The sequence below is a fragment of the Lysinibacillus sp. fkY74-1 genome, assembly GCF_053165895.1.
This window is the reverse complement of sequence record NZ_CP170173.1, coordinates 3,118,782-3,145,185: the sequence shown is the minus strand read 5'-3', so window position 1 is coordinate 3,145,185 and position 26,404 is coordinate 3,118,782. Positions and strand designations below refer to the sequence as shown.

30 protein-coding genes and 1 pseudogene are annotated in these 26,404 nt (G+C 36.8%); 23 read left to right on the top strand and 8 right to left on the bottom strand.

Annotated elements, in window-relative coordinates:
• The first annotated feature begins 9 nt into the window (after window positions 1-9).
• The 11 genes from ACE1MS_RS15450 (at window position 10) to ACE1MS_RS15400 (ending at window position 8,825) form a co-directional block, all read left to right on the top strand.
• On the top strand, window positions 10-531 hold the full coding sequence (locus ACE1MS_RS15450) for a YqeG family HAD IIIA-type phosphatase (protein ID WP_008180927.1): 522 nt from the start codon (window positions 10-12) through the stop codon (window positions 529-531).
• The gene (gene yqeH, locus ACE1MS_RS15445) at window positions 528-1,631 is read left to right on the top strand and encodes a ribosome biogenesis GTPase YqeH (protein WP_012295377.1); all 1,104 of its coding nucleotides are present in this window, start codon (window positions 528-530) and stop codon (window positions 1,629-1,631) included. The genes ACE1MS_RS15450 and yqeH overlap by 4 nt, the downstream gene beginning before the upstream one ends.
• Before the next feature lie 36 nt (window positions 1,632-1,667).
• A complete protein-coding gene (gene aroE, locus ACE1MS_RS15440) occupies window positions 1,668-2,498 on the top strand; it encodes a shikimate dehydrogenase (protein ID WP_447402463.1) in 831 nt (276 codons plus the stop codon).
• A 5-nt stretch (window positions 2,499-2,503) separates the two neighbouring features.
• Complete coding sequence (gene yhbY / locus ACE1MS_RS15435; protein ID WP_008180921.1) at window positions 2,504-2,806, top strand: ribosome assembly RNA-binding protein YhbY; 303 nt, start codon at window positions 2,504-2,506, stop codon at window positions 2,804-2,806.
• 9 nt (window positions 2,807-2,815) lie between these two features.
• Window positions 2,816-3,406: a nicotinate-nucleotide adenylyltransferase gene (locus ACE1MS_RS15430; RefSeq protein WP_012295375.1), complete on the top strand. Its 591-nt coding sequence runs from the start codon at window positions 2,816-2,818 to the stop codon at window positions 3,404-3,406.
• Window positions 3,375-3,947: a bis(5'-nucleosyl)-tetraphosphatase (symmetrical) YqeK gene (yqeK, locus tag ACE1MS_RS15425; RefSeq protein ID WP_031419226.1), complete on the top strand. Its 573-nt coding sequence runs from the start codon at window positions 3,375-3,377 to the stop codon at window positions 3,945-3,947. The genes ACE1MS_RS15430 and yqeK overlap by 32 nt, the downstream gene beginning before the upstream one ends.
• Complete coding sequence (gene rsfS, locus ACE1MS_RS15420) at window positions 3,944-4,288, top strand: ribosome silencing factor (protein WP_008180916.1); 345 nt, start codon at window positions 3,944-3,946, stop codon at window positions 4,286-4,288. The genes yqeK and rsfS overlap by 4 nt, the downstream gene beginning before the upstream one ends.
• Window positions 4,289-5,029, top strand: a complete 741-nt coding sequence (locus tag ACE1MS_RS15415) for a class I SAM-dependent DNA methyltransferase (RefSeq protein ID WP_031419225.1) — start codon at window positions 4,289-4,291, stop codon at window positions 5,027-5,029.
• A 192-nt stretch (window positions 5,030-5,221) separates the two neighbouring features.
• Entirely contained in the window at window positions 5,222-5,857 is a 636-nt protein-coding gene (locus ACE1MS_RS15410; protein WP_031419224.1) for a helix-hairpin-helix domain-containing protein, read from the top strand.
• 107 nt (window positions 5,858-5,964) lie between these two features.
• The gene (locus ACE1MS_RS15405) at window positions 5,965-6,534 is read left to right on the top strand and encodes a ComE operon protein 2 (RefSeq protein ID WP_012295370.1); all 570 of its coding nucleotides are present in this window, start codon (window positions 5,965-5,967) and stop codon (window positions 6,532-6,534) included.
• Window positions 6,535-6,668: 134 nt separating this feature from the next.
• Window positions 6,669-8,825 (top strand): DNA internalization-related competence protein ComEC/Rec2, encoded by a 2,157-nt coding sequence (locus tag ACE1MS_RS15400; protein ID WP_230586139.1) that lies wholly within the window; start codon window positions 6,669-6,671, stop codon window positions 8,823-8,825.
• A gap of 32 nt (window positions 8,826-8,857) precedes the next feature.
• On the opposite strand, the gene ACE1MS_RS15395 is transcribed toward ACE1MS_RS15400, so the two are convergent.
• Window positions 8,858-8,995, bottom strand: a complete 138-nt coding sequence (locus tag ACE1MS_RS15395) for a YqzM family protein (protein ID WP_004226902.1) — start codon at window positions 8,993-8,995, stop codon at window positions 8,858-8,860.
• A 275-nt stretch (window positions 8,996-9,270) separates the two neighbouring features.
• Between ACE1MS_RS15395 and holA the strand changes: the two genes are divergently transcribed.
• Both holA and ACE1MS_RS15385 read left to right on the top strand, forming a co-directional pair.
• The gene (gene holA, locus ACE1MS_RS15390) at window positions 9,271-10,281 is read left to right on the top strand and encodes a DNA polymerase III subunit delta (RefSeq protein WP_031419221.1); all 1,011 of its coding nucleotides are present in this window, start codon (window positions 9,271-9,273) and stop codon (window positions 10,279-10,281) included.
• 298 nt (window positions 10,282-10,579) lie between these two features.
• Window positions 10,580-11,012: pseudogene (locus tag ACE1MS_RS15385) on the top strand (transposase); the annotation flags it as partial.
• 203 nt (window positions 11,013-11,215) lie between these two features.
• Here ACE1MS_RS15385 and rpsT read toward each other — a convergent pair.
• Complete coding sequence (gene rpsT, locus ACE1MS_RS15380) at window positions 11,216-11,464, bottom strand: 30S ribosomal protein S20 (protein WP_012295365.1); 249 nt, start codon at window positions 11,462-11,464, stop codon at window positions 11,216-11,218.
• Window positions 11,465-11,627: 163 nt separating this feature from the next.
• Between rpsT and gpr the strand changes: the two genes are divergently transcribed.
• The 4 genes from gpr to lepA all read left to right on the top strand — a co-directional run bounded on the left by gpr (window position 11,628) and on the right by lepA (window position 17,956).
• Window positions 11,628-12,644 carry a GPR endopeptidase gene (gpr, locus tag ACE1MS_RS15375; protein WP_012295364.1) on the top strand — a complete coding sequence of 339 codons (1,017 nt, stop codon included), beginning with the start codon at window positions 11,628-11,630 and terminating at the stop codon, window positions 12,642-12,644.
• Between the two features lie 86 nt (window positions 12,645-12,730).
• Window positions 12,731-13,573: a stage II sporulation protein P gene (gene spoIIP / locus ACE1MS_RS15370; protein WP_012295363.1), complete on the top strand. Its 843-nt coding sequence runs from the start codon at window positions 12,731-12,733 to the stop codon at window positions 13,571-13,573.
• Between the two features lie 414 nt (window positions 13,574-13,987).
• The gene (locus tag ACE1MS_RS15365; protein ID WP_031419710.1) at window positions 13,988-15,871 is read left to right on the top strand and encodes an acyltransferase family protein; all 1,884 of its coding nucleotides are present in this window, start codon (window positions 13,988-13,990) and stop codon (window positions 15,869-15,871) included.
• A gap of 258 nt (window positions 15,872-16,129) precedes the next feature.
• Entirely contained in the window at window positions 16,130-17,956 is a 1,827-nt protein-coding gene (gene lepA, locus ACE1MS_RS15360; protein WP_031419709.1) for a translation elongation factor 4, read from the top strand.
• A gap of 83 nt (window positions 17,957-18,039) precedes the next feature.
• On the opposite strand, the gene ACE1MS_RS15355 is transcribed toward lepA, so the two are convergent.
• Together ACE1MS_RS15355 and ACE1MS_RS15350 are read right to left on the bottom strand one after the other, a co-directional pair.
• On the bottom strand, window positions 18,040-18,192 hold the full coding sequence (locus ACE1MS_RS15355) for a tyrosine-type recombinase/integrase (RefSeq protein ID WP_012295360.1): 153 nt from the start codon (window positions 18,190-18,192) through the stop codon (window positions 18,040-18,042).
• Between the two features lie 44 nt (window positions 18,193-18,236).
• Window positions 18,237-18,542, bottom strand: a complete 306-nt coding sequence (locus tag ACE1MS_RS15350) for a hypothetical protein (protein WP_051800292.1) — start codon at window positions 18,540-18,542, stop codon at window positions 18,237-18,239.
• A 248-nt stretch (window positions 18,543-18,790) separates the two neighbouring features.
• Between ACE1MS_RS15350 and ACE1MS_RS15345 the strand changes: the two genes are divergently transcribed.
• On the top strand, window positions 18,791-19,048 hold the full coding sequence (locus ACE1MS_RS15345; protein WP_197225079.1) for a hypothetical protein: 258 nt from the start codon (window positions 18,791-18,793) through the stop codon (window positions 19,046-19,048).
• Window positions 19,049-19,098: 50 nt separating this feature from the next.
• Here ACE1MS_RS15345 and ACE1MS_RS15340 read toward each other — a convergent pair whose 3' ends face one another.
• Window positions 19,099-19,704, bottom strand: a complete 606-nt coding sequence (locus ACE1MS_RS15340) for a hypothetical protein (protein WP_031416923.1) — start codon at window positions 19,702-19,704, stop codon at window positions 19,099-19,101.
• Between the two features lie 594 nt (window positions 19,705-20,298).
• Here ACE1MS_RS15340 and ACE1MS_RS15335 point away from each other — a divergent pair.
• On the top strand, window positions 20,299-20,832 hold the full coding sequence (locus ACE1MS_RS15335) for a hypothetical protein (protein WP_031416922.1): 534 nt from the start codon (window positions 20,299-20,301) through the stop codon (window positions 20,830-20,832).
• 670 nt (window positions 20,833-21,502) lie between these two features.
• Here the strand turns inward: ACE1MS_RS15335 and ACE1MS_RS15330 are convergent.
• Entirely contained in the window at window positions 21,503-21,832 is a 330-nt protein-coding gene (locus ACE1MS_RS15330) for a hypothetical protein (RefSeq protein ID WP_447402462.1), read from the bottom strand.
• A gap of 536 nt (window positions 21,833-22,368) precedes the next feature.
• Here ACE1MS_RS15330 and ACE1MS_RS15325 point away from each other — a divergent pair.
• Window positions 22,369-22,779: a hypothetical protein gene (locus ACE1MS_RS15325; RefSeq protein WP_012295349.1), complete on the top strand. Its 411-nt coding sequence runs from the start codon at window positions 22,369-22,371 to the stop codon at window positions 22,777-22,779.
• A 159-nt stretch (window positions 22,780-22,938) separates the two neighbouring features.
• Window positions 22,939-23,130 (top strand): hypothetical protein, encoded by a 192-nt coding sequence (locus ACE1MS_RS15320; protein ID WP_447402461.1) that lies wholly within the window; start codon window positions 22,939-22,941, stop codon window positions 23,128-23,130.
• A gap of 427 nt (window positions 23,131-23,557) precedes the next feature.
• Here the strand turns inward: ACE1MS_RS15320 and ACE1MS_RS15315 are convergent, their stop codons facing one another.
• Window positions 23,558-24,601 carry an Ig-like domain-containing protein gene (locus ACE1MS_RS15315; RefSeq protein ID WP_447402460.1) on the bottom strand — a complete coding sequence of 348 codons (1,044 nt, stop codon included), beginning with the start codon at window positions 24,599-24,601 and terminating at the stop codon, window positions 23,558-23,560.
• A gap of 434 nt (window positions 24,602-25,035) precedes the next feature.
• Between ACE1MS_RS15315 and ACE1MS_RS15310 the strand changes: the two genes are divergently transcribed.
• The gene (locus tag ACE1MS_RS15310) at window positions 25,036-25,224 is read left to right on the top strand and encodes a hypothetical protein (RefSeq protein WP_012295345.1); all 189 of its coding nucleotides are present in this window, start codon (window positions 25,036-25,038) and stop codon (window positions 25,222-25,224) included.
• A gap of 422 nt (window positions 25,225-25,646) precedes the next feature.
• On the opposite strand, the gene ACE1MS_RS15305 is transcribed toward ACE1MS_RS15310, so the two are convergent.
• Entirely contained in the window at window positions 25,647-25,832 is a 186-nt protein-coding gene (locus ACE1MS_RS15305; protein ID WP_012295344.1) for a hypothetical protein, read from the bottom strand.
• A gap of 280 nt (window positions 25,833-26,112) precedes the next feature.
• On the opposite strand from ACE1MS_RS15305, the gene ACE1MS_RS15300 reads away from it, so the two are divergent.
• Window positions 26,113-26,304: a hypothetical protein gene (locus ACE1MS_RS15300; RefSeq protein WP_012295343.1), complete on the top strand. Its 192-nt coding sequence runs from the start codon at window positions 26,113-26,115 to the stop codon at window positions 26,302-26,304.
• Window positions 26,305-26,404: the final 100 nt, after the last annotated feature.

Below are 26,404 nucleotides of genomic sequence, written 5' to 3'. Positions count from 1 at the left end.
GTCGCTATTTTGTATAATTTTTTATTACCAAACGAATTTGTGACGAATATTTTCGAAATTACACCTGAAAAACTTCAAGAATTAGGGATAAGAGGGATCATTACCGATCTAGATAATACCCTTGTGGAATGGGATCGTGAGGATGCAACAGAAGAACTAATCATTTGGCTGCGCATCATGAAGGAATCCGGTATTCGTGTTATTATTGCGTCGAATAACAAGGAGGCACGTGTTAAACGTTTCGCAGAGCCTTTAGGTATTCCATACATTCATAAGGCAAAAAAACCATTGCGAAATGCTTTTTATAATGCCCTTATTCAATTAGGCTTACGCCCTAATGAAGTAGTAATGGTAGGGGATCAGCTCCTTACAGATGTAATGGGTGCGAACCGCTTAGGCTTGCATACCGTGCTAGTCAAACCTGTCGCACAATCTGATGGGTTAGTAACAAAATTGAATCGATTCATTGAACGTCGAGTGTTTAATGATTTGAAACGAAAAGGAATTATAACTTGGGAGGAACAAGAATGATTGAAATGCCAAATTGTATTGGCTGTGGTACAACAATTCAAACAGAAGATAAAACAGCAGTTGGGTATGCACCCCCATCATCACTAGAAAAGGATGTGGTCATTTGCCAACGTTGCTTCCGTTTGAAAAATTACAATGAAATTCAACCAGTGTCATTAACAGATGACGACTTTTTACGTATTTTAAATGGCCTTGGTACACAGCAAGGCTTAATCGTGAAAATTGTTGATATTTTTGATTTTAATGGAAGCTGGCTACCTGGCCTACACCGTTTTGTAGGGAAGAATCCTGTGCTGTTGATAGCTAATAAAGCTGATTTATTACCGAAATCGGTGAAACCGAAAAAAGTTATTAATTGGTTAAAACGTGAAGCAAAAGCGTTGGGGCTTCAGCCTGTTGATGTGTTGTTAGTAAGTGCACATAAAGGTAAGGGAATGGCTGAAGCAATGGAAGCCATTGATGAATATCGCCAAGGACAAAATGTCTATGTGGTGGGCTGTACCAATGTCGGAAAATCCACATTCATCAACCGCATTATTAAGCAGGCAACAGGGGAAGGTGAAGTTATTACTACATCCCATTTCCCAGGTACTACTTTAGATATGATTGAAATTCCTTTGGATGATGGAAGTGCATTATTTGATACGCCTGGTATTATTAATCATCACCAAATGGCCCATCATATTGATTCAAGTGAATTAAAATATATTATGCCAAAAAAAGAGATCAAGCCGAAGGTCTACCAACAAAATGCGGGACAAACCTTGTTTATTGGGGCATTGGCAAGATTTGATTTTATTCAAGGGGACCGTTCTGCCTTTACAATCCATGTGGCAAATGACTTACCAATTCACCGAACTAAGCTTGAGAAGGCAGATACGCTGTATACAGAACATAAGGGAGACCTTTTGGCACCGCCAACTGCGGAGTTTATTGACCAACTTCCGCCTTTAGTTCGTCATGAGTTCTCCATTAAAGAAGCTAAAACTGATGTTGTATTTTCTGGACTAGGCTGGATTACTGTACAGCATGCCAATGTCGTAGTAGCAGCATACGCGCCTAAAGGTGTACAAGTTTCGATACGTCCATCACTTATATAGAGGGTGAAGGATGGAGAAGAGAAGAGGGACTAGGAAATGAAGAAGTGGTTTGCAGTTATTGGTGATCCAATTGAACATTCAAAATCACCAGCCATGCACAATGCTTGGTTTGAGGAAATGTCCGTAGAGGCAACATATATTCCGCTACATGTGTCTTCTGAGCAATTGGGAGCAGCAGTTGCTGGCTTAAAAACTTTAGGGGCAAGTGGCTGGAATGTAACAATTCCTCATAAAACAGCAATCATTCCCTATTTAGATGAGCTAGATGAGTTGGCGCAAAAAATGGGAGCAGTGAACACAGTAGTACGAACTACAGAAGGAAAGCTGATAGGCTATAATACAGATGGTGTTGGCTTTGTGCGTTCACTAGAAGAAGCAGTAGGTTCGTCTCATAAAGACAAGCCTGTGTTACTTGTTGGCGCAGGTGGCGCTGCCCGAGGTATAGCCTTTGCCATTCAGCAGCAAGGCTACAGTGATTTGACCATGACCAATCGTACCGTAGCCAATGCCCAAGCAATTGTGGATGAAATGGGGATTGGCCGTGCAATTTCATTAAAGGAAGCGGAAGAAACATTAGCTCATTTCAGCATTATAGTGCAAATGACTTCGGCAGGCCTTGCTACAGGCAATTTTTCAATGCCATTTTCCTTAAATCGTCTTGCCAAAGGAGCAATTGTTGCGGATATTGTGTATAATCCATTAATGACGCCTTTTTTACAAGCGGCTGAAGAAAAAGGGGCAACAATTGTGACAGGCTTAGGGATGTTTGTGCATCAAGGAGCCATTGCTTTTGAGCACTGGTTAGGCAACTATCCAAATACAAATTCAATGATTGTGCAGCTAAATGCGCAATTAGGAGGAAACTAATTTTTATGTTAACAGGTAAACAAAAACGTTTTTTACGTGCTGAAGCACACCATTTATCACCAATATTCCAAGTGGGAAAAGGTGGCGTAAATGATGAAATGACTAAACAAATTCGTGAGGCATTAGAAGTACGTGAACTAATTAAAGTCCGTATTTTAGATAATTGTGAGGAGGACAAACATGAAGTGGCAGAGGCACTTGCAAAAGGTGCACATGCAGAGCTTGTCCAATTAATCGGCCTGACAGTTGTTTTATATAAAGAATCACGCAATCAAAAAAAGATTGTATTACCAAAAGCAACGAAATAAGGTGAGACGATGAAAAGGGTCGGTTTACTTGGAGGCACGTTTAATCCTCCTCATATGGGGCATTTATTAATGGCGAATGAGGTATTTCATGCATTGCAACTCGATGAAATACGCTTTATGCCGAATGCCATACCACCACATAAGCATGCACGATTTGATGCTAGTAATGTGGAACGACTTGAAATGGTGAAGCGTGCCATTCGCCCGTTCCCTTATTTTTCAGTGGAGTCGTATGAGGTAGACAAGGGTGGCGTATCCTATTCCTATGAGACACTTTCTGCATTATGTAGGAAGGAACCTACTGTCAAATTTTACTTTATCATCGGTGGCGATATGATTGATTCGCTACATACATGGCATTGTATAGATGACCTAGTAGAACTTGTCCAATTTGTTGGTGTGAAACGTCCAGGAACAGCAGCCATTACAGAGTACCCTATATGCATGGTGGAGGTGCCTCAAATCGATTTATCGTCCACACTGATTCGTGAACGCCTGGCGACTGGAGGAACGGTGACACTTTTACTACCAGAAGCGGTAGAGACGTTCATACGAGAGGAAGGTCTTTATGGAACGCGAACAGTATTTAGCGGCGATTAAGCCCAGAATGCCGGAAAAACGTTATATTCATACAATCGGTGTTATGGAAACGGCCATCAATCTAGCACGAAAGTACGGCGAGGATGAGAAAAAGGCTGAAATAGCTGCAATCCTTCATGATATAGCAAAATATGCAGATATAGAGTGGATGGAGAACATCGTCCGAACGGAAAAGTTAGATGCACGACTCATTGGCTGGGGCAGTGAACTACTTCATGGCCCAGTCGGTGCATATATTGCAGAAAGTGAATTCGGGATCAAAGATGATGAGCTTTTGAATGCTATTCGTTTTCATACAACAGGGCGACCTAATATGAGTCGTTTAGAAAAAATCATTTTTGTCGCAGATATGATTGAACCGAATCGTCAATTTGATGGTGTGGAACGTCTGCGCAAAAAAGCGCAAAAAAATTTGGATAAGGCCATGAGTGCATGTGTCCGTCATACATTGGCATTTTTAATCGACACAAAGCAGCCTATTTATCCGTTATCAATAGAATGTTATAACGATATGATGAACAGAGAGGATAGTGAAGGATGACTTCAACTTTATTACAAGCAGCTTACAAAGCGATTGACGACAAACATGGTGAGGATATTGTCGTTTTAAATATGCAAGGAATTTCCCTTTTAGCAGATTACTTTATCATTGCACATGGTAACTCAGATCGTCAGGTGCAAGCCATTGCACGCGAATTGCAGGATGTAGCTGAAAAAGATGGCTATGAAATTCGCCGTGTCGAAGGTTTTGATGGTGCTCGTTGGGTTCTAGTAGACTTAGGAGATGTAGTAGCACACGTATTCCATAAAGATGAGCGTGCTTATTATAATTTAGAGCGTCTATGGGGCGATGCACCACAATTAGACATGCCAGAGGCCTAAGTGAGTAGTTACGAACGCTTCGCCCATGTCTATGATGAGTTACAAACGGATATTCCTTACAATCTTTATGTAGATTGGATTGTACAGCATGCACCTAGCAACCAATACAAAAAACTATTAGATATTGGGTGTGGCACAGGTGTACTTAGCTTGTTATTTGCACAGGCTGGCTACAAAGTCAGCGGTGTTGATTTATCAGAAGAAATGCTTTCCATTGCGACTGAACGTTTTACTGGTGCAGGATACGAGGCTCCGTTTTATTGTATGTCCATGGACGAACTAGATGGCTTTGAGGCAGTAGATGTGGTCACAATTGCCATAGATTCTCTGAATTATGTTGTAGAGGAGCAAGCAGTCTTTACAACATTAGAACGGATTTATCATGCATTACGTGATGGAGGCCAACTTTTTTTTGATGTCCATTCACTATTTAAAATGACGGAAATCTTTTTGGATGGTCCATTTACGTATGACAATGGTGATATTAGTTATGTATGGCATACAGAGCCAGGAGAATTCGAGCATTCCATTATTCATCAAATGACCTTTTATGTGCGTGATACAAAGAGTGATTTATATGAACGGTTTGATGAGGAGCATATTCAACGTACGTATCCTATCGAACAATATATGAATTGGCTTCGCGCTATCGGCTTTAGTGATGTGGTAGTAACAGCAGATTTTACAAACGAAGCACCAGAATATGAAAGTGAACGCATTTTTATCCGTGCGGTAAAATAAATATGGCAAGCACCACACTGCTGATTGGCAGTGTGGATTTTTTTGAGGCCGCGGAATGGTGGATAAGTGCAGTCAAATTAACCGATTACTTGGGAGCTTTTCGTTCCCGCTTTCAGGTTTGCAATCTATGGATGTTAGTGTATGATGAATGTACCTCCATATGATGACCTTTTGCATTGAAAGGATGGTACTATGTTGCAATCTTTATGGCAAAAGTACAAAAAGAGTATGCTAATCCCCGGCGTACTAATAATAAGTGGACTATTTTTTTACTTCTCTTTATCGAGTTCTGACTCTTCACGACCCCAAGAAGAGCTCATCGAAACCATCCAACCTATTGAAGAAACGATTCCCATGGAATCTACTGCTGAGGAAGCGGTTCAACAGCAGGTATTTGTTGATATAAAGGGTGCTGTTATGTATCCGGGCGTTTATGAGCTTCAACCAGACAAGCGTATTTTCGATGCTATTCAGCTTGCAGGTGGTTATATTGAGAATGCGGATACGCAACTTGTTAATCATGCGCAAAAAGTTCAGGATGAAATGGTGATTTATATTCCCATCAAGGGAGAACAGCTTGAAGATATATCTAGTAATCTACTTATGTTACCTTTGGAAAGCCAGAATAAGAGTCAGAAGATTAATGTCAATACCGCTGATGCGGAGACTCTTGCAACATTACCAGGAATCGGCCCTTCAAAAGCTCATAGTATTCTTAGTTATCGGGAGGAAAAAGGACGCTTTCAAACCATTGATGATGTAAGAAATATTAATGGTATAGGTGATAAAACATTTGAAAAAATAAAGGATTCTATTACCGTTAAGTAAAGCTAATAGCTTATGAGATATTGACGCCGCTTTTCCAAAAGAGCTACACTATAGTAGAAAAGCAACAAGATCGAAAACTTGTAAGGCAAAATTTTGGAGGTAGTCATATGGAGCGAATTACTTGGGATCAATTTTTTATGGCACAAAGCCATTTACTCGCATTGCGTAGTACTTGTACAAGACTAGCAGTAGGAGCAACTGTTGTTCGTGATAAGAGGATCATAGCAGGGGGCTATAATGGGTCTATTACTGGTGATGAGCATTGTATCGAAAATGGCTGCTATGTGGTGGACAACCATTGTGTCCGTACAGTGCATGCTGAAATGAATGCTTTACTACAGTGTGCTAAATACGGTACACCAACAAAAGGTGCTGATTTATACGTGACACACTTCCCATGTCTCCCTTGTACCAAATCTATTATTCAAGCAGGCATTGAGCGAGTTTATTATGCAACTGACTATAAAAATAATCCATATGCTCAGGAATTATTTGAAAAAGCAGGCGTGACAGTCGTTCATGTACCATTTGATGAACGAAAAATCGATTTTCTACGAGATGAAAAGCTAGCCTTATATACAGAGATGCTTCATGAGCTTCGCGAGAACGGACTGCCATCCGAAAAATTGCTTCCGTATGAACAGAAGGTGAGTGCACTATTCGGTATAAAGCTTTAAGGCAAAAATGGATTTTTCTAGCGCTTGCTGTACTTGTCGCTTCCTTAGCAGCTCACAAGTCGGCTTGGCTACTCCTATTAGTACTTCTTTTAGCTCTGTGGCTCATCGTAAAGGGTGAGTCACGGTTCTTAGCAATGATAGTATTAACGATTGGCTTATTATCGTATATATTTTTTGCTACAATTCAACTGGTTCAACCTTCCCCACTACCATCCTCTTTCCCTTTAACTTGGTCAAACGATTATAAAATAAGCGGTCAAAAGCTCCGTGGTTTTGCTACAACTACAAACGGTCAAAAGTTATATGTAGTGTATACATTTTCCTCTGAACAAGAAAAAATTAATTATGAACATACATCTATGGCAGGAATGACGTATCTTGCGAAAGGTGAGCTTGTGAGCCCTTCTCCATCAGCCCATGATTACGCCTTTTCCATGTCCAATTATTTAACGAGTAAGGGAGCAACCGGTATTGTTGAAATCACTAGTTGGACCTTTATAGAGAAGCGCAATTCCCCCATCATATTTCTCGCTAAGCTAAGACAACAAATGAAACAGCATATAGAAATGACATTTCCCCAACCATTAGTAGCGGAGGCTCAAGCCCTTCTCATTGGAGAGCAGGATCAAATGGATAATGAGCTACAACGAGCCTATCAAAAGCTAGGGATCACTCATTTATTTGCGATCTCTGGTCTACATGTAGCACTGGTGTCATGGTTATTTATTGAAGGTCTACTACGCATAGGTATTCGCAAAGAGATGGCTACTATTGCCTTGGTCATCTTACTCCCTATCTACGGAGTCATTGCAGGGGGGGCACCATCTGTATGGCGAGCCGTTTCAGTAGTGGAATTAATGATGTTGCTTCGTTATTTGAAATGGACGCTGTCAATCGATGATGCACTTGCTATTAGCTTTGCAGGCTTTGTTTTACTTGAACCGGGAGTAATCTTTCAAATTGGTTTCCAACTGTCTTATTTAGCAGCGGCTAGTCTTGTTTATTCTAGTTATATTTTTACACAGACGAGCAACTGGTTATCCCGTTCTTTTTTCGTCACATTCGTCTGTCAGCTACTTGTCTATCCTTTATTACTTCATCATTTCTATGAACTTTCCATTTCCTCGTTTTTTGTCAATATTATCTTCGTTCCTTTGTTTTCATTCGTTATTTTACCTTTTAATATTGTGGCCTTAGCTCTAACCTATATTTCCTTACCATTAGCCAACCTGTTATTTGCAGGCTACGAGCCTCTGCGAAATGGGCTAACGAATGTAATATATCTAATACAAGCTCTACCATTTCAATTATGGTCCCCAGGTAAACCATCCGTTTGGCTTTGTTGTTTAGCAATGCTAAGCGTTCTCACGTGTTTCTATTTCTTAGAAACAAAACGATTTAAGAATGCGATTTTGGTTTTACTCTTCCCGGCCATCTGTATTCATCTTTCCCCAATGCTTTATAGCGACACAAAGATAACGTTTTTAAATGTAGGACAGGGTGATTGCACTGTGATTGAATTGCCATTTAGGGAGGCTGTATACGTCATTGATGCGGGTGGACTGTTGCGCTTTGAACAAGAGCAATGGAAGAAGGCAAATAAAGACTATGAGGTGGGGAAACAAATTGTGGTTCCGTTTCTAAAAGGGAAGGGAATACGAACCATCGATATTTTTATTGTTACGCATGCGGACGCGGATCATGTAGAAGGCGCTGAGGAAATTTTACAGGAGATTGGGATGAAAGAAATTCACGTGACACCTGGATCGTTGAAACAGCCTATTATGAGGGACTTACTAAGGGAAGCCCAAAAACATAACGTCCCTATAAAAGAAAAGATGAAGGGCACTATATGGCAGAAGGGTGAGTCAAGCTTTTATTATTTATGGCCGCAGGATACCCATTATGAAGGCAATGATGACTCGCTTGTTTTATACATGCAACAGAAGGCATTTAAAGCGCTATTTACAGGTGATTTAGAGAAATATGGCGAACAACAGCTAATGATGTATTATGGACCTCTAATAGCTAATCTAACCCTTCTGAAGGCTGGTCATCATGGCAGTAAAACATCTAGTATCGAATCATTTGTAGAGCTCGTACGACCCCAATTCACCGTTTTTAGTGCTGGGCTTCAAAATCGTTATGGTCATCCACATGAAGAGGTAGTTGAGCGATTTGCCAATCGGAATTTAGCTACTTGGACAACAGGGGTGGATGGCACGATCGAAATACGTATTCAGGGCAATCGTTTGACAGTTAAAGCAAAAGAAAAAGACCTTGTCCAATGAGCAAGGTCTTTTTCCTTCGTATTTTAGTCTGATTACTGTGATACGAACTCTACTATTGTCGCGATAATAAACATTAGTGTGAAAACGCCAAATGATACACCGAAACCAACACCTGAATCGATTGCATCGTTACGTCGACATTGTATGTTTTTTCCTTCAAATGGATTCATTGTTATCCCTCCAATTCTGTTATTTATTATAAGACAACATGTACATAAAAGCTATATCCAAAAGGAGAATTCCCCGTCTGGCAAGGAATCGACACATTTCGGTCAAACTCACTACAGGACAACTAAAATGGCTTGGATATTGCTCGACAGAAATTAAATCTTGGATTGACCTACCAAATGAATGCCATATAAGCATGGTATCTATCGAGGTTGGAGCCTGCTCAATCCAGACAAAATCATGTATACTTATAGTATTGCTAGATGGAGGGAAAATTATGATTTCAACGGTTTGGAAAACAATAAAAAAAGGTGAGCTAGCACCAGTATATCTACTTGTTGGTGAAGAAAGCTATTTTATAGATGAAACCATTAAGCGTATAAAAGAAGCAATGGGGCCAGAAGAAGAGCTGGAAATGAACACATTTGATTTAGATGAAGTGCCTGTGGACGCTGTTATGGATGAAGCAGATACCATTCCCTTTTTCTCTGAACAAAAGCTTATTATTGCCAAAAATGCTTCGTTTTTAAAGGCAGCTGAGAAAGGAAAAGAAAAGATCGACCATGATGTGAAGCGACTTGAGGCATGGTTGTCCAATCCTTCTGATTTTTCCGTAACCGTTTTTATTGCTCCTTATGAAAAGCTAGATGAGCGTAAAAAAGTGACAAAAATGATGAAAGAGCATGCATTACTTATCGAAGCAGCAACACCTAAAGAGCAGGATTTAGCCGTTTGGATCCAAAGTATTGTTAAGGGACAGGGCAATAGCATCACACAGGATGCTATCGAACTTCTTGTGACGATGGTTGGAGCGAACATGCTTCAATTACAAATGGAAATAGACAAGCTTACCCTTTATCTTGGTGAAGGTGGAGAAATTACGGTATCGCTAGTGGAGGATTTAGTGGCAAAAACATTGGAGCAGGACGCCTTTAAAATGCTCAACGCCTATTTGGCCAATGATTCGGTCAGCGCTTTGTCGATTTATCATGATTTATTGCGACAAAAGCAAGAGCCTATTATGCTTGTTGGACTACTTGCATCCAATGTTCGTACGATGTCGAATGTTTTTTATTTGTTGAAGAAAGGGTACCATCCGCAGCAAATCGCCAAAAACTTAAAAATTCATCCGTATCGTGTCAAATTAATGACTGAGCAACGTAATCGTCCATCAGAAGAAAGCTTATTGAGAGCATTATATCAACTAGCAGAGGTGGATTTACAGTTGAAATCCACAGGTGGCAATCGAGAACGATATTTGGAGCTCTTTTTACTTCGTCAACTTTAACACAAAAGCTGTCCGTTATAGGACAGCTCAGACTGTAGACAAACTCAAAAAATTTGAGAGATTGCCTACAGTCTTTTTTCTTTTACAATGAAATAAAGTAAAGTCGTTGATTTTCACTACGGGCGGACGCTTTCCGCGGGCGGGGTCGAGCTGCTTCCCTCGCCTCGCTCAGTCCAGGATCTCGACTTTCCCGCTTATCCCGCAGGAGTCGCCGCCCATCGTTCCCATCAACTTCTACATAAAGTACTTACTTTATCTACATAGAGTGTTGAAAAGTAAATTTTTGAGGTGATAAACGATGATGACGAAGAATCCATCCAATGAACGAGAACAATTAGAAATGTTAACGATTGATCAATTAGTTCCCAACAATCATTTAGTGCGAAAACTAGAGGCTGCTATTGATTTTTCATTTATCTATCCTTTAGTCGAACAGCTCTATTTGCCTAATGGGCGTCCTAGTATTGATCCTTCAGTACGTTTTTGGTATTCGGTCCATGCGTCAAACCATTAAAGAAATTGAAACGAATATGGCGTATCGTTGGTTTTTAGGATTTGGCTTCCATACAGAAGTCCCGCATTTCTCTACCTTCAGTAAAAATTATGTCCGTCGCTTTCAAGACACCGATATATTTGAGCAGATTTTCTATCGTATTTTAAAAGAGATTATGCATCAAGGACTCCTCCATGCAGACCATTTATTTATCGATTCCACGCATGTTAAAACTAGCTACTTGGACATGGCAGACAGCTTAAGAGAGCATCTATGCTCGAAGAGGATGTTGGATACAGCAATGATATACCAAATAATGAATATGAAAGAGAAAGAAAAATGACAAAAGCCATCGAGAATGAACTTCTCGACAGCTTTTGTATTTCTATAAAAATTAAAAAGATCAGCTACTCTTAATAGAGCATCTGATCCTTTAAACAATTACGCTTTTTTAGCAAGGCGAGACTTTTTACGAGCCGCCGCGTTTTTGTGGATAAGTCCTTTTGAAGCTGCTTTATCTAAAGATTTGAAAGCTGCTTGTAAAAGTTCTTGTTTGTTTTCAGCATTTTCAGCAACAGCGTTTTCAGCTTTTTTCACTGTAGTACGCATAGCAGATTTCGCTTGAGAATTAGCAATGTTTGCTTTTTCGTTAACTTTTACGCGTTTAATCGCAGATTTAATGTTTGGCATATATTTCACCTCCTAAATTAGGTACGAGATGATATCTTCTCATTGATTTCTTGTGTTAATACAACAAAAATCATTTTAACAAACGCTAGGCTAAATTGCAATAGATAAATGCAAAGAATATTTACTTGACAGTTTGAACAAACTACTGCTTGAGGTGATTTGTATGCAAAATTTAAACTGGTATCGAACAGATTTAATCGATGAATCTGAAGAGGTAGTTGTCCATCAGACGAAAGAGCAAAAAGAAAAGCTTAAACAATCGAGTGGCGTTCAAATTGAAGATCGAACAGCCGGTCGCGTGAAAATTACGGATGTGCTAGTAGATAGAGAAGGTGAGAAACAAATTGGCAAAAAAGAAGGCCAATATATTACACTTTCTGTTCCGACACTGACATTAGAAGATCAGGACGGATTTGAACAGCTGGAGCAAGAATTGCTTGTGAATTTTAAAAAATTGCATGAATCGCTCTCCTGGCAAGAGAACGACAAAATTTTAATAATTGGGTTGGGCAATCGTACTATTACACCTGATGCGATTGGTCCGTATCTGATTGATCATTTGCATAGTTTAGATGTCATTGATGATAAGTTTGTTATGTATGCCCCAGGCGTTACTGGACAAACGGGCTATGAAACAGGAGAGTTTGTAGCTGCTATTGCAGAGCGACTCAAGCCAAAATTAGTCATTGTCGTGGATGCCCTTGCTACAAGAGCTAGTAATCGACTTTGTAAAACCATTCAATTAACGAATACAGGCATACATCCAGGGTCAGGTGTAGGGAATCAAAGGCAAGAAATTTCCTACGAAATGCTTGGTATCCCTGTAACAGCCATTGGTATACCGACAGTGGTAGATGCGCCTGTATTAATTGCTGATGCGGTAGAAGTCATGCTGCGATCAATAGCGGCTCGTGTAGCTGAACGTAGTAATCCTTCATCGAAGCTATCCTTATCCTCATGGCAGCCAAATATAGACAAGGAGCTTGACATGTCCTTAGTTGAACCAATTTTCGGTGAATGGGCGACATGGACAAGAGAAGAGCGTCAACAATTGTTTGAAGAAACCTTTGCAGCCTCACATAGACAATTGATGGTAACGCCTAAAGAAGCGGACTACTGGATAGATCGCTACGCCAATTTAGTTGCTTCAATGCTGATGAACTGGGCAAGCGATTTATAAAAAATAAGCTAGCTATATGCATAAATCGAGAAAAATTTTTACGTTCTAAATGACACCCCCCCTCCATACGATATGGGGAGGAGGGTGTGACTTTGCTAAAAAAACTACAATGGTCATTTGGTATATTATTGTTTTTTTTCGTATTACCTGTCATTGCTGGGCAACTTCCGTTCAACAAGCAAGCATCGACTCCGATTAAACAACCTGAAGATAAACAAGTCGTGTTTGCCGCTACTAATTTAGAAGAACAGAATGTACTTGAACAAACGAAAGAGCCCGAACCAGATTTAGATCCGTTTAAGGTGTTAGTATTATTTACGCATACCCATGAAGCATACGAACCGATGGTGAAAGCTGTGAGTGGTAAGGTAGCGACTTCTCATGAAACGGTTAACATTATGAGTTTGAAGGATAAGATTGTGAATCATTTTAATGTAAATGGTTTAAAGACTGATGTTCTTGATGTAGATACGATGAAGGAATTACAAGCACAGGGAAAGGGCTATCATCAATCCTATGATGTAATAAGACCTTTTCTTAGTAAACATTTAGAAACCAATAATTATGATTTAATACTAGATTTACATCGTGATTCCTTAAAACATGATCTTACAACGATCTCATATAATGGGGAAAACTATGCGAAAATTGCTATCGTTGTTGGGGCAGAGCATCCTAATTATCGCTGGAACACAGCCTATGCAGAAAGTTTATCATCGACATTGAATGCCATCGTTCCGAAAATATCAAAAGGTGTTATTTCCAAAAGTGGAGATGGTGTCGATGGAAGATATAATCAAGATTTAGCAAAGCAAATGATGATTATTGAAATCGGTGGGATTGGCAATACAGAAGATGAGGTAAATAGAACGATTGCGGTAATCGGGAAAGCCATATCAAAGGCATTTGTTAATGATTCAAAAAAATAAACATATTATTCAAAAAGTGAGTCTCATATTGGCTCACTTTTTGATATTCTCTAATAATAAAAATTTCCAGAAAAAAATCTAATTATTGGGCTTTCCATTGCTCCATTCTTGCCTTATAATTTTCAAGTTGGCTCACGATTTTATAATGAATGAAGGCATATGGTAACAGGGTAAAATAGCTTTTGTAGTATCTTCCATTTATGGTAATGCCTTTTTGAAAATACATATGTAGAGAATGAATTTTATAAGAGACTAGAAAAGTAATGACACTCCCTATTTCTCTAAAACTTTTATCGTTTCTCAAACGTCAAACATATAAGTGAACAAACTAATCATTTGAGAGGGGATGGTTTTCAATCAAGGTTTCTTATTACTTGACAATAGGTTTTATAGATTATTGAAGGAAGGAATAGTATGTCAGGCAAGTCATTAAATCATCGTTACATTCCTGGACTAGACGGGATTCGAGCATTAGCCGTATTAGCAGTTATTGCTTATCATTTTAACTTCAGTTGGGCTAGAGGTGGCTTTTTAGGAGTTGATATCTTTTTTGTACTATCAGGCTATTTAATCACCTCTACCATTTTACCTTTAAAGGGCAACCAATTAACAGTCAGTCTAAAGAAATTTTGGATTGGACGATTTAGACGGTTACTACCGGCTGCCTACGTTATGATTATTACATCATTTGTTTGGGCAATGCTCTTTCATAAAGAGCTCCTTCATACATTACGTGGAGATGCGCTGTCTTCTATTTTCTATTCAAGTAATTGGTGGTTCATCTTTCATAAACTCTCTTATTTTGATAGTTTCGGTTCTCCATCACCCATAAAAAATTTATGGTCATTAGCCATTGAAGAACAATTCTATGTGATTTGGCCATTGCTTTTAATGATAGGGCTGTATGTTGTAAAAAAGCAAAGTAAATTAGCAAAGGTTGTTTTTATTGGGGCAATTTGCTCGGCCTTATTAATGGCGATACTTTACCAGCCAGGTGCCGATCCAAGTCGGGTTTACTATGGAACGGACACGCGCTGTTTTGAATTATTAATTGGCTGCTGGTTAGCGCTTGTTTGGCCAATGAAAAGACTATCATCACAAAAATTATCAACAAGCCATATGAACAAATTAAATGCTATTAGCTTTATTACGTTTACTATTTTTCTTGTCTGCATTATGTATGTGGATGAATTTCAAACATTCCTTTATAGAGGCGGAATGTTCCTGTTTTGCTTGAATGCAGCCGTATTAATTGCTTGTATTTGTCATCCCGTTAGTATCTTAGGAAGAATACTTGCGTGGAAACCTCTATGTTGGATTGGCTCACGATCCTACGGAATTTATCTTTGGCATTACCCAGTCATGGTATTAGGCACACCTATACATGAGATTGGAAACCCCTCCTATTGGCGAATAGTGCTTCAGATAATACTGATTGTGATAATTGCAGAATGTTCCTATCGCTTCATTGAGATGCCAATCCGAAAAGATGGGTTCTGGGCATATTATCGGAACTATTTCGTATTCAATAAAAAGAAATGGGAAAGCCTCACATTTTTAAGAAAAGTATCTACTGTCATCGTTCCACTTTTCCTTCTTGTATTTTTCACAGGGATTACAGGGGTCGTGGGAGAAGGCCAGCAAACTTCTAAGGATTCATATCCAACTGCCGTTAAAATTAATGGTGATGAACCTACTGCTAATCAAATAAAGCAACCAGACAAGACGACTGACAATCCTTCGCCTAGTAAGGAAGAAGTAGTTGAAGTGCCAAATATAGAAACACCAAAGCCAGAAGAAAACGAAACAAATGCTGTGCCCGAGAAAGATGATACTTATCAAAACATACTAGCAATTGGTGATTCCGTTATGATCGATATAGCAACGAGCTTACATAAGGTTTTTCCAAACATCACAATTGATGGAAAGATAGGTCGTCAAGTTTCACAAGCTGTTAAACTAGCACCAAATTATGCGAGTTTTAACCAAACTAATAATGCGATAATTATCCAATTGGGGACAAATGGCTATTTTACCAATGACCAAATAGATACACTTCTCGCTGCATTTGCCAATGCTGATATTTATTTAGTGAATACACGTGTGCCTCGTCCATGGGAAGGGAAAGTGAATGCAGCTTTACTTGAAAAGGCAGAGGAACATGAAAATATTACACTAATTGACTGGCATGCGGAAGCGCTTAATCATCCAGAATACTTCGCTCCAGACGGTGTTCATTTAGAGAAAAAAGGTGTAGAAGTTTTAACAAATCTTATTCAGCAATCTATCAACAATTAAACTAATGAAAAAAGTCGGGACATACAGCTTCGGTCTGTGTAACTGACTTTTTTTATTTTGTAGAATAAAATAAATTTTTTCATCCATACTTTATGAGGCGTCCAATCCTACTGTATTTATATACTTAAAACTATGAAATTTAATAACAGGCGTAAACATTGAAAGTATTGATATTATAGGCTTTCTAGTCTAGTTGCTGTTGTACTTTGCATAGCGTTCATAGTATAATTCATTATAGTTTAATTAGGAGTGGAAAAGATGAACCGAGAAGCACGTTTAAAACGACAAGAGAATATACGAAATTTCTCTATTATTGCACATATTGACCACGGGAAATCAACGCTTGCTGACCGTATTTTAGAGCAAACAAAATCATTAACATCCCGTGAAATGAAAGCACAGCTCCTCGACTCAATGGATTTAGAGCGTGAGCGAGGCATTACGATTAAATTAAATGCAGTTCAATTAAAGTACGAAGCGAAAAACGGTGAAGTATATACATTTCATTTAATCGACACACCAGGACATGTCGATTTCACATATGAGGTTTCCCGTAGTTTAGCTGCTTGTGAGGGCGCCATTTTAGTTGTGGATGCTGCACAAGGTATTGAAGCGCAAACACTTGCAAATGTTTATTTAGCTCTTGATAATGATCTAGAAATTTTACCCGTTATTAATAAAATTGATTTACCAGCAGCAGATCCTGAACGCGTACGTCAAGAGGTTGAGGATGTAATCGGGTTAGATGCATCTGAAGCAGTATTAGCTTCTGCTAAAGCAGGAATTGGGATTGAGGATATTTTAGAGCAAATCGTTGAAAAGGTACCAGCACCAACTGGTGATCCAGATGCACCTCTACAAGCCTTAATCTTTGACTCAATTTATGATGCCTATAAAGGCGTTATCATCTCCATTCGTGTTATCAACGGGACTGTAAAGCCTGGAGATAAAATTCGCATGATGGCAACAGGAGCGGAATTCGAAGTGATAGAAGTTGGGGTACATACACCAAAAGTTGTGCCACAAACTGAATTAACAGTTGGGGATGTAGGCTATTTAACAGCATCTATTAAAAATGTAGGGGACACACGCGTAGGGGATACAGTAACCTTTGCAAATCGTCCTGCTACTGAGCCGCTAGCAGGTTACCGCCGCTTAAACCCAATGGTTTACTGTGGTTTATATCCAATTGATACAGCCAAATACAATGATTTACGTGAGGCTTTAGAAAAATTAGAGTTAAATGACTCGGCTCTCCAGTATGAGCCTGAGACATCTCAAGCACTTGGTTTTGGTTTCCGTTGTGGATTCTTAGGATTACTACATATGGAGATTATACAGGAGCGAATTGAGCGTGAATTCAATATTGACCTAATTACAACAGCGCCTTCGGTAATTTACGAAGTTCATATGACAGATGGTTCTTCCATCAAAGTAGATAATCCTTCCTTTATGCCAGATCCACAAAAAATTGATCGAGTAGAGGAGCCATATGTAAAAGCTACAATTATGGTACCAAATGATTATGTAGGAGCGGTCATGGAGCTTTGTCAAATGAAGCGTGGTAATTTCATGACAATGGATTATATTGATACTACTCGTGTAAGTATTATTTATGAAATGCCTTTATCCGAAATCGTATATGATTTCTTTGATTATTTGAAATCAAATACAAAAGGCTATGCATCATTTGACTATGAATTAATCGGTTACCAGCAATCAAAATTAGTGAAAATGGATATTTTACTAAATGGTGAGCAAGTCGATGCACTAAGCTTTATCGTACACCGTGACTTTGCCTATGATCGTGGTAAAATTATCGTTGAAAAATTAAAAGAATTAATCCCACGTCAACAATTTGAAGTTCCAATTCAAGCAGCAGTTGGACAAAAAATTGTGGCACGTTCAACTATTAAAGCTATCCGTAAAAACGTGTTAGCAAAATGTTACGGTGGGGATATCTCACGTAAACGAAAGCTTCTTGATAAACAAAAAGAAGGTAAAAAACGTATGAAACAAGTAGGTTCAGTCGAGGTCCCTCAAGAGGCATTCATGGCTGTACTGAAGATGGATGATACGAAGTAAGGTTGATGTAACAGCGTTTATAGGGGTTTAATTAAATAGTTTTGTATCAGTTGGGTGGAGATTGCCACCGAATTGCCAGTAATTTATAAATCCTCAGCGATGGAATCAAATATATCGGCAGCATCTCTTGCCATCTTCTGTGTTAAATGGACATAGCAGACCTCAGTAATTGCTGATCTGCTGTGTCCTAATCTTTTTTGAACAGTTTTTATTGGTTGTCCACTTTCAATTAACATCATTGCATGGGTATGTCGTAAAGAATGATCATTGAAATCGATACCTAACTTTTTCTGATTAAAGCTCTTGTTTGATACTTTATAACAGCAGGGGTGTAATGTTCTCCGTTTTCTTTTTTACAAACAAAATCATGATCAGGGTCTTGAAGATAAAATTCTCCATACTTTAATCGATTTTCAATTTGTTTCTTTTTGGCTTTCTTTAATATCTCCATTAAAATTCTGCCAACTGGAATAGTACGATATCCAGTTTTAGATTTTGGAGTAGCAACAACCCATTTAAAGTATTCAATTCCATTTTCATCTGTAATCTTTTTATTAATGAATTGCTGTTCAATTGCTACTGTCATTTCATCGAAGTTTATATACTTCCATTCAAGTCCACATATTTCCCCGACTCGAACTCCACAATGAAATTATAAATATAGAAATCAACTGGAAATTACGCCTTCAACATAAGCAATTTTGGATGTCATAAATCGCATTACTACTAGTGCTCGCTAATCAAACAGCGGGCATTTTTAATTATTAGAGTCTTAGCAATGAATTAGCTTTGCAAGCTGAAAAGAAAAAAGAGTACATGAATGAGTATTAGAGAATGCTATTTGATTTCATGAACTCACTACCATTAGCAGATAATTTAATAGATGAATTGCACAAGGTTGTATTAGGTACTCATGTTCAAAGTGCAAAGGAATTTGTAAAAGCTAAAAACGTGCTATTTAAAATTGCTATGGATATTAAAGAGGGTACTTTAACAGTAGCAAGTACATTAAGAGCGGAATTTGTGCGAGCTTATAGTAGGGCTGTAGAGCGATTAAGTAAAATCGTTATCTATAGAAGAAACTCCATCTAAAGAACGTCCTGTACCTTTCTGTTATTGGTTAGAGGAAAGGGGATTTGTGTTTAAACAATATTAATTGCTGCACTTGCTTTGCCAAGAATATCAGCAATTCCAAAAGTATCTGTTGCCGACGAAATATAAAATACCATTAATAAACGGTCATCTACAGTTACTGGTACCGGTGGGATATTAGCTGAAGCAAAAGCTATTTGTCCAAATGGAAAAGGATCTGTTATAGGTGGAGCTAAATCAACGCTAGCACTTGTGCCAGTAAAAATATTACTACCTTTAGGTGCAAGGAAAATTTGCGCTCGAATCGTAATAGAGCCTTCAAAAATAAACTCATCAAATGGAAAAAATGACGCTGAAATCGCTGTGATTTTACCATCACATGGAACTGGGAAGGCTTCATTGAAAAGGTTAGTTAAATCAATTGTATTATTTTTCATCAACATTAAGAGAGTTGCGGTCCCGAACCCTAACAAGCTTACCTCTCTATTCCCAAATTTATCGGTAATTCTAGATAGTGAGATTCCAGAGGAAAAAGGAATTATTGAGCTATCAGCAGGAATGGGAGGGTTTATACAGTTTACATCATTAGCTGTAAATGTTCCGAGCCTATTGCATTTAAATGTCGATGATTCATTATTACATCCACAGTTATTCATAGGATTATCTCCTTTTTGTCTTTATCCTATGTAGTAAATGGAAGGGGAACAAAGGCTAAACCACATTTACTGATATTAAACCTAAACATGGTAATCGAAATAATAACGGCTAATGAGCGTGATAGCCTCCCACAATCAATAGTGCAAGGTGAACCATCGTTAGAGAACTGGCTTGAATGGTAATTTATTCAGTACCCACGGAAAAGGGGATACCTGAACACAATATGTAGGTACTTGTAAATTGCAGGTACCGTCATAGTGACGGCATCTATATAACTAAGTCATCGTATTCCAACTATGGACAGATTGTCAGTGGTTGAAATTTAACTGACCTGAATTTTCAAGAACAAAAAGGAGATTGACTCATTTTGAATACATGGAGCGGCAGGAATAATTAACCGTTTTAGAGTTTCTGAACAACACCTAACGTATATTTTAAGTGTTTCATTTGTAGGACTTTATTTGTAGTTAGGTTATTTTAATTAGGTAATTTTAGGTTAAAATGTAAATAATTATCCATTTTCTGATTTAGTATGTTATGATAATAATTGGGAAATACAATTTCTAATATTTACAATAATAAGGAGCGATTTTATGAGTAAAATTTTCACTAAATTATCTTCACTAGCTTTAGCTACGGCTGTTGTAGGTAGCGGATTTAGCGTTAATGCAAGCGCTGCTGAATTAGAATCGCAGGCACTAGATTCTAATGAATTTAAGAATGAAGTAGTTTATGAAACACAAGAAAATGTAGGTGTAAATGATATAGGACCAGGCGTAGGTGAACCAAATCAAATTGTACCTTATGGTACTTCAAAGCCAACTTCTACTTGGAATCTTTCTAAAAAGGGTAGATATTCTTTTAACGGAAGCTCTAACAGTTCTACTTTATACACAGATTATTTATTAACTGGGAAAAGTTCAGTTAAAATTTATGTAAGAAATAATGATCATCAATATTCATTGAAATTTAAAGTAAAACGTAAGGACCTTGTTTTCGATAACACGGTAGAATCATACGAACTAGCATTAGGTAAAGATACTACTATTAATTTGACATTGGATAAGTCTTCTAACTATTACATTGAATTTACTGGACCAAATACGTTTTCTGGATATATTGAATAATTTCACCGATATGGTTGCAACTTCGTTGAAAGTGAATACAAATAATTTCTATGTTGATTGATATTGAGCAATTTATAAAAAGCATTCTTGATAAGAAAAGGGGAAATCGATTGTATTCGATTTCTCTTTTTTTAGGAAAAATAGCTAATAATCGTTACCTCCTTATATATTTGATTGTTACTAGCAAGGTTAAAGGCGTAATTTATATTAATAAAAGACCACTCCGTGATGGGTGGTCTTGATGTTTTTGCCACCTCCATGCCACCGTGTTCAGAGAGTAAACGTGACACATTAGGAGATAAAGAAAAATATAATATGGTATAAAGAAACCGACAAACCCTTGAAAAATAAAGGTTTGTCGGATATGAAAAGATATAAAAAAACGTATTTTAATACTGCCATACTTCAAGAGGCATTCATGGATGTACTGAAGATGGATGATACGAAGTAATATTGGTATGACAGCCTTTATAGGGGTTTTAAACAATTGATTTTATATCAAATTGGTGGGGTTTCCCACCAAAGAGAGGGCGTTCTAACCATAGTGAACATGTAAAATCTGTGGTAAGTGCAATAGTGGCATTAGTGGATTGGAAATTTAATTTAAGATGATAATGCGAAAAGTTTCTCAGTTAAAAACACTAGGGGATTAGGATTTTATTAAGCTAAATTATTTAGCGTAAATATAACCTTTGTATACAGCATGATAGACATTAAATTCGCCCTCTTTAGCATAATTAAATAAACTTAAGTCTCCTCCATATAGGAAACTACCTCTCATCTCACTATGATAAATAGTTCCTGGCGGAAATGAACTAAACGTTTTATTAACTGTGACATAATAAGAACTTGGGTTAGAAGCAAATTGATCTATAGTTGGAATAGGGTTGTGAATTGTAAGTTCTGCAGCCGAAGCGTTACCTGATGGATAGATGAATAAAGCAAGAAGTAAAGCTGTTAGTAAACTAATACCAATATTACTTTTAATCTTTTTTAACATTATTTTTTCCTCCATTCTAGTAATATCCCCTAGTAGTTTTAGTTTTAACATAATTGGCATTTAATTTAAATAAATAGAAAATATTTCTATGTAAATTATTGGGTTGTTAATGGTGGTAAATTCATATCTGCCATGTAAATAAGAGAAATAAATAAAATTTCAGTAAAAAAGGTAGGTGCTGACTATGCATTACGAGTGGTTAGTAAACTATCAAAAATTAGAGGATGAAATTGCAGAGATCGAATTTAATTTAGAACGTTGTAAAAAAATTGCAACGTTTGGTGGAGGGCGATTTAACAAAAGTAAAATTAACTTCAGAAAGCCATGGAGCTCAATTAGAAGAAATTATTGAGGCTGCTGAACGTGAGTGAGCACATAAAATAAATGACTTAAAATCTAATTAATACACGTTTGCTAGTACGTGTATGTCGGAAACAAGCAATTGAGACTACTAAATTGATAGTCTTTTTTTATGACAATCTATCCCTTTTAAACTATAATATAGGATATATTATTCGGAAATGAGGTATTGGATTATGAGCTTTGAAGAATTCAAATCAACAATAGTAAACTCTAGACCGCAGAATTGGCTCTATGATGATGAGTTCGGTAAATATATTTACTTAAATGACATCAGTATTTCCATTACAGCAGATAGACGTGAGGAAAGCTTTAACGAAGAGTTTTACGAATCGTGGGTGACTAATTACTCTGATAAAAAAGCAACAAAACAAATTTTCTTCTTAAACTACAATGGAGACATGATTGAACCATTCTTCACAGCTTCTGTAGATGGAGGGAGAAGCTACATTCCGTTTCCGGATAGAAAAGATATGACGATTACTAGTGAACAGTATTCCATTGGGAAAATCGTGAATATACTTTTAAATGAAATAGGCTTTAATTTTGATAGTTACCTATCTGAAGCTGGAATTACAGTTAAATAAAACTATATATCACATCTAACAAGGTGTGGCTTTTTAATATTGGCTGTTTTCGAAAAGATTGTTGCTATGCAACGAACGAGGCAGTTTAGTTGAACAACAATATGGGTTTTTGTGGCAGGAAAGTGGTATGGGCTATCGTTTAGTTAGGGGTTAGAGGTTTTGGCTGTTTATGGTGTTTGGGGTGTTATGATTTTGGTAGTTGCAATAATTTTATTTTGGTCGGCTGGATTACCTAATATTAAAAGTAAAAAATTAACATTTGTTATGATTAGTTTGGGATTGAATGTAATCGCAACCCCATTGGCTTTCTTTATAGGTGGAATGGCAACAGCTTCACCGACCAGACTATGAATGATTTTTGGACAGGATTTCTTATCGTCCAGGGAATGCCACTTTTAATACTAATAATTGTAATCTTAAAATGGATTATCATTGATAGAAGAAAAAATAAATAAGCATATAAGTAGTAATAATTAATTAGGTTTTAAAAAGACAAGTTTGTGAAGAAACCTCAAATGATTCTAAGTCACGCTTACAATGAATTCTAGAAATGGCAGTTCAATCATTGCGACGTAATTTCTCAGTAATTGAAAATTTGAAAATAAGTAAAGTTTATTTACCAATCCTTGATAAGTTATTAAATGCCATCAGGCAAGATTATTACAATTCAAAAATGCTTTTGGCAAAAGATCATATAGCTAGGTAGAAAAATTATTAATCAGTTACCAAAATAAACACCAGGCGCTCAATTGATAGTGAGTACCTGGTCATTATTTGTTTAATATTCTCTTATTTCAAATGAAGCAATTTTATCATGTACAATATATTCTGTTACTTTTTTATAAGGAGATATTGTTTTAGAAAATTTAAATGTTGAAGTTCCTTTTGCACTATCAAACCAATTTAAGTAGTTGTTTAAAACGGTATTTGTAACATCATATTCTTTTGTTATACCGTTTACTAATGTAATGCTTAAAATAGCATTTGAAAATTCATTGTTTGGTTTTTTAACAATCACTGTACTTGTGGCTGCAATATCAGTACCTTCAATTTTGGCAGTAATTATTGCTTGACCTTCGTGAAGGGCTGTGACATTACCATCCTGATCTACTGTAGCAATTGATTCATCACTTGATGACCAGATTACTTTTGAAGTATCTGGAGTAACGGTAGCGGTTAATTTATCTTGACTACCCTCAAAAAGTTCTAATGTATTTCTATCTATTGAAATTAGTTCAGGTTCAGAAGGTTTTGAAATATTTTCCATCATTTGTAATTCGCAAATTGCTAGGTTAACTTGGTTATTAGTACTATTTGTAAGAGAAACATTAACCCTGTATTTGTTGTATTTATTAGTATTTTCAAATGTAAAACTTTGTTCTGGCTTTTGTACCCAATCACTCTTAGTTACATTGCTATGAGAATCTAATACAATCCAATTTGAACCATCCCAAGCTTCAAATGTCCAAGAATTTGGAAATTGTTCTGGCCAATTACCTTTATTATGCATTACGTATTTACTAATTGCCTTTGGCTCTGTAAACTCATACGCTAACCAACCTGTTTTTTGAGATGTTCCCCAAGCACGGTAATCCCCTCCACTTTGATAAGTTAATACACCATCAAATGCTTTCCAACTTGGAGTAGAACCATAGTTATTTGAAGATGATGCTTTACCAAAGTCTGATTCATTTGAAGTCATTTTAGGTATTAGATTTTCTGTATACCCATCTTCAGCATGTGCCTTTTCAACATTAAAACTTACTAGTGCTAGCATAATTAATGCTAAATAAATAAAACTTTTCTTTAATAAATTAACCACCTATGTATCCTCCTTTAAATTAACAAGGCCATTATAAATAACCTATAAAAACAACTTTAACCAATATAATACTTATTTACCATAATAAATATCGAGTATATTTATTAATAAAAAACCACTCGTATTTGTAGTGAACCCTAAACGACATGGAGGATACAATCTATGAGTAGTTCACCAAGAAATTTAGAATATTGATGGGAATGCTAAATAGTCAATAATATCCATATGAATGTAAAAAGAGGTATAATAAAACTAAACAAAACAGATTAGAAGAAGAATGACTTGATAGGGGGAGTAGGAAACGTTTATTAATAGGTATAGCAGTAATTTGGTTGATTTTATGAGCTATGTGGTTTTTACTTTCAGGGTAACCAAGGTAGAGTGTTATCAGGTTATTAAAATAACAGAGCAGGATTTGTAAGGGGAGATTTGAAATGGCTGATTTATTTTTCTATTATTATTTTTTACCGTTGTTATTTTCTTTACTATGGTTTATCAATTTAGTTCAGTTAATGGAAAAACTAAAAAAAGATAGAGATATCAAAAATCAAAAAATACTAGGTTCGTTATGGAGTATCGGCTTTACATTTTCAGTTCTTTTATCGATATCTCTATTATTTTAGAGGATACATAAGAAAGGCCGCTCCGATATGGGGGTCTTTCTGTTTATATATTCCCACCATTTAATAAATAAAAATATCCATGAATAAATTAAAAGCACTCATATTAATTAAGTGCTTTTATATCTGTTAGGAACGTATATTACTAAAAAATTTTAGCCATTCTTTTATATCATATGGGAATATGTCAAAGGTATTTGTAACATTTTTAAGCATTTTATCAGTAAAATGGGCATAGTGATTCTGTTGCGGCAGCTTGCTATGCCTTATTCTTTGTTTTCAAAAGTGTATCAGTTGTTGGCTTCATTAATCTTTAGCATTAATGAATAGGTTCCTTTATCTGATTAGTAAAGCTCTATACGAATGTGAAAAAAGACCACTTTGAATGAGCGGTCTGAATAGGTAAAACGTTAAATAGTCTTAGATTATAATGAAGTGGACTTTCCTTTTTTCTCATTAATAATAAGGTCTTCTTTATCCGGGTGAGGGGGCTCAGTATACCCTTTACCCCTAGTAGATTCTTTCATGTTGCCTGGTTCTGCACCAGTAGAAAATGTTTGTTTTGTTGGCTCATCTGTTGCGAATTCTGTATCTTTTTTATCTCTTTTCATTTTGTCACCTCCTCCAAATATTATTTAACGTATTCCAATTAAATATCCCTCGTTTATTTCAAATTTTTTCAACAAGCTTTTTAAAACATATTTAGCAATTATTTGTTACACACTTAAAAACTTATTTCGACATAGTGAGTTTCATTAAAGGCTGTATCTTGATAGGCAGTTTGTCGTGAAGGATAAATACTTTTGGTTATAAAAATGGAAATTATTTGTAAATAAAATATGATGGAGGCAGTTAGCATGGCCTAACTGTATGAGGAATATACTAGCTTTAATGAAAAGTAGAACAAAGGGGATGGGGAATATTGGATTATTAAATATTATCATGAGCGCTTTTGGGATTACTATGATTACTTTATTTATTTTTCTTTGGTCTCTTGATGAAGGGAAATGGAGTTTAATAGGTATTTCCTCTTACGCAATTCCTGTAGTTTTAGTTTATTTTGTTGTTTTTGTGTATGTGTAGAAGTTTAATAATTCTAGTAATATGAACTTCATATAGATCTGATGGATGGCTTGCTCTATAACAAAACAAAAAAGGAATCACCATAAAATGGGTGATTCCT

Excerpts from the sequence above, each read along its gene's own strand:
- yqeH (WP_012295377.1), top strand. The coding sequence starts at position 528 with ATGATTGAAATGCCAAATTGTATTGGCTGTGGTACAACAATTCAAACA.
- aroE (WP_447402463.1), top strand. The coding sequence starts at position 1,668 with ATGAAGAAGTGGTTTGCAGTTATTGGTGATCCAATTGAACATTCAAAA.
- yhbY (WP_008180921.1), top strand. The coding sequence starts at position 2,504 with ATGTTAACAGGTAAACAAAAACGTTTTTTACGTGCTGAAGCACACCAT.
- ACE1MS_RS15430 (WP_012295375.1), top strand. The coding sequence starts at position 2,816 with ATGAAAAGGGTCGGTTTACTTGGAGGCACGTTTAATCCTCCTCATATG.
- yqeK (WP_031419226.1), top strand. The coding sequence starts at position 3,375 with ATGGAACGCGAACAGTATTTAGCGGCGATTAAGCCCAGAATGCCGGAA.
- rsfS (WP_008180916.1), top strand. The coding sequence starts at position 3,944 with ATGACTTCAACTTTATTACAAGCAGCTTACAAAGCGATTGACGACAAA.
- ACE1MS_RS15410 (WP_031419224.1), top strand. The coding sequence starts at position 5,222 with ATGTTGCAATCTTTATGGCAAAAGTACAAAAAGAGTATGCTAATCCCC.
- ACE1MS_RS15405 (WP_012295370.1), top strand. The coding sequence starts at position 5,965 with ATGGAGCGAATTACTTGGGATCAATTTTTTATGGCACAAAGCCATTTA.
- ACE1MS_RS15400 (WP_230586139.1), top strand. The coding sequence starts at position 6,669 with ATGATAGTATTAACGATTGGCTTATTATCGTATATATTTTTTGCTACA.
- ACE1MS_RS15395 (WP_004226902.1), bottom strand. The coding sequence starts at position 8,995 with ATGAATCCATTTGAAGGAAAAAACATACAATGTCGACGTAACGATGCA.
- holA (WP_031419221.1), top strand. The coding sequence starts at position 9,271 with ATGATTTCAACGGTTTGGAAAACAATAAAAAAAGGTGAGCTAGCACCA.
- rpsT (WP_012295365.1), bottom strand. The coding sequence starts at position 11,464 with ATGCCAAACATTAAATCTGCGATTAAACGCGTAAAAGTTAACGAAAAA.
- gpr (WP_012295364.1), top strand. The coding sequence starts at position 11,628 with ATGCAAAATTTAAACTGGTATCGAACAGATTTAATCGATGAATCTGAA.
- ACE1MS_RS15365 (WP_031419710.1), top strand. The coding sequence starts at position 13,988 with ATGTCAGGCAAGTCATTAAATCATCGTTACATTCCTGGACTAGACGGG.
- lepA (WP_031419709.1), top strand. The coding sequence starts at position 16,130 with ATGAACCGAGAAGCACGTTTAAAACGACAAGAGAATATACGAAATTTC.
- ACE1MS_RS15355 (WP_012295360.1), bottom strand. The coding sequence starts at position 18,192 with ATGTTAATTGAAAGTGGACAACCAATAAAAACTGTTCAAAAAAGATTA.
- ACE1MS_RS15350 (WP_051800292.1), bottom strand. The coding sequence starts at position 18,542 with ATGACAGTAGCAATTGAACAGCAATTCATTAATAAAAAGATTACAGAT.
- ACE1MS_RS15345 (WP_197225079.1), top strand. The coding sequence starts at position 18,791 with ATGCTATTTGATTTCATGAACTCACTACCATTAGCAGATAATTTAATA.
- ACE1MS_RS15340 (WP_031416923.1), bottom strand. The coding sequence starts at position 19,704 with ATGAATAACTGTGGATGTAATAATGAATCATCGACATTTAAATGCAAT.
- ACE1MS_RS15335 (WP_031416922.1), top strand. The coding sequence starts at position 20,299 with ATGAGTAAAATTTTCACTAAATTATCTTCACTAGCTTTAGCTACGGCT.
- ACE1MS_RS15330 (WP_447402462.1), bottom strand. The coding sequence starts at position 21,832 with ATGTTAAAAAAGATTAAAAGTAATATTGGTATTAGTTTACTAACAGCT.
- ACE1MS_RS15325 (WP_012295349.1), top strand. The coding sequence starts at position 22,369 with ATGAGCTTTGAAGAATTCAAATCAACAATAGTAAACTCTAGACCGCAG.
- ACE1MS_RS15310 (WP_012295345.1), top strand. The coding sequence starts at position 25,036 with ATGGCTGATTTATTTTTCTATTATTATTTTTTACCGTTGTTATTTTCT.
- ACE1MS_RS15305 (WP_012295344.1), bottom strand. The coding sequence starts at position 25,832 with ATGAAAAGAGATAAAAAAGATACAGAATTCGCAACAGATGAGCCAACA.
- ACE1MS_RS15300 (WP_012295343.1), top strand. The coding sequence starts at position 26,113 with ATGAAAAGTAGAACAAAGGGGATGGGGAATATTGGATTATTAAATATT.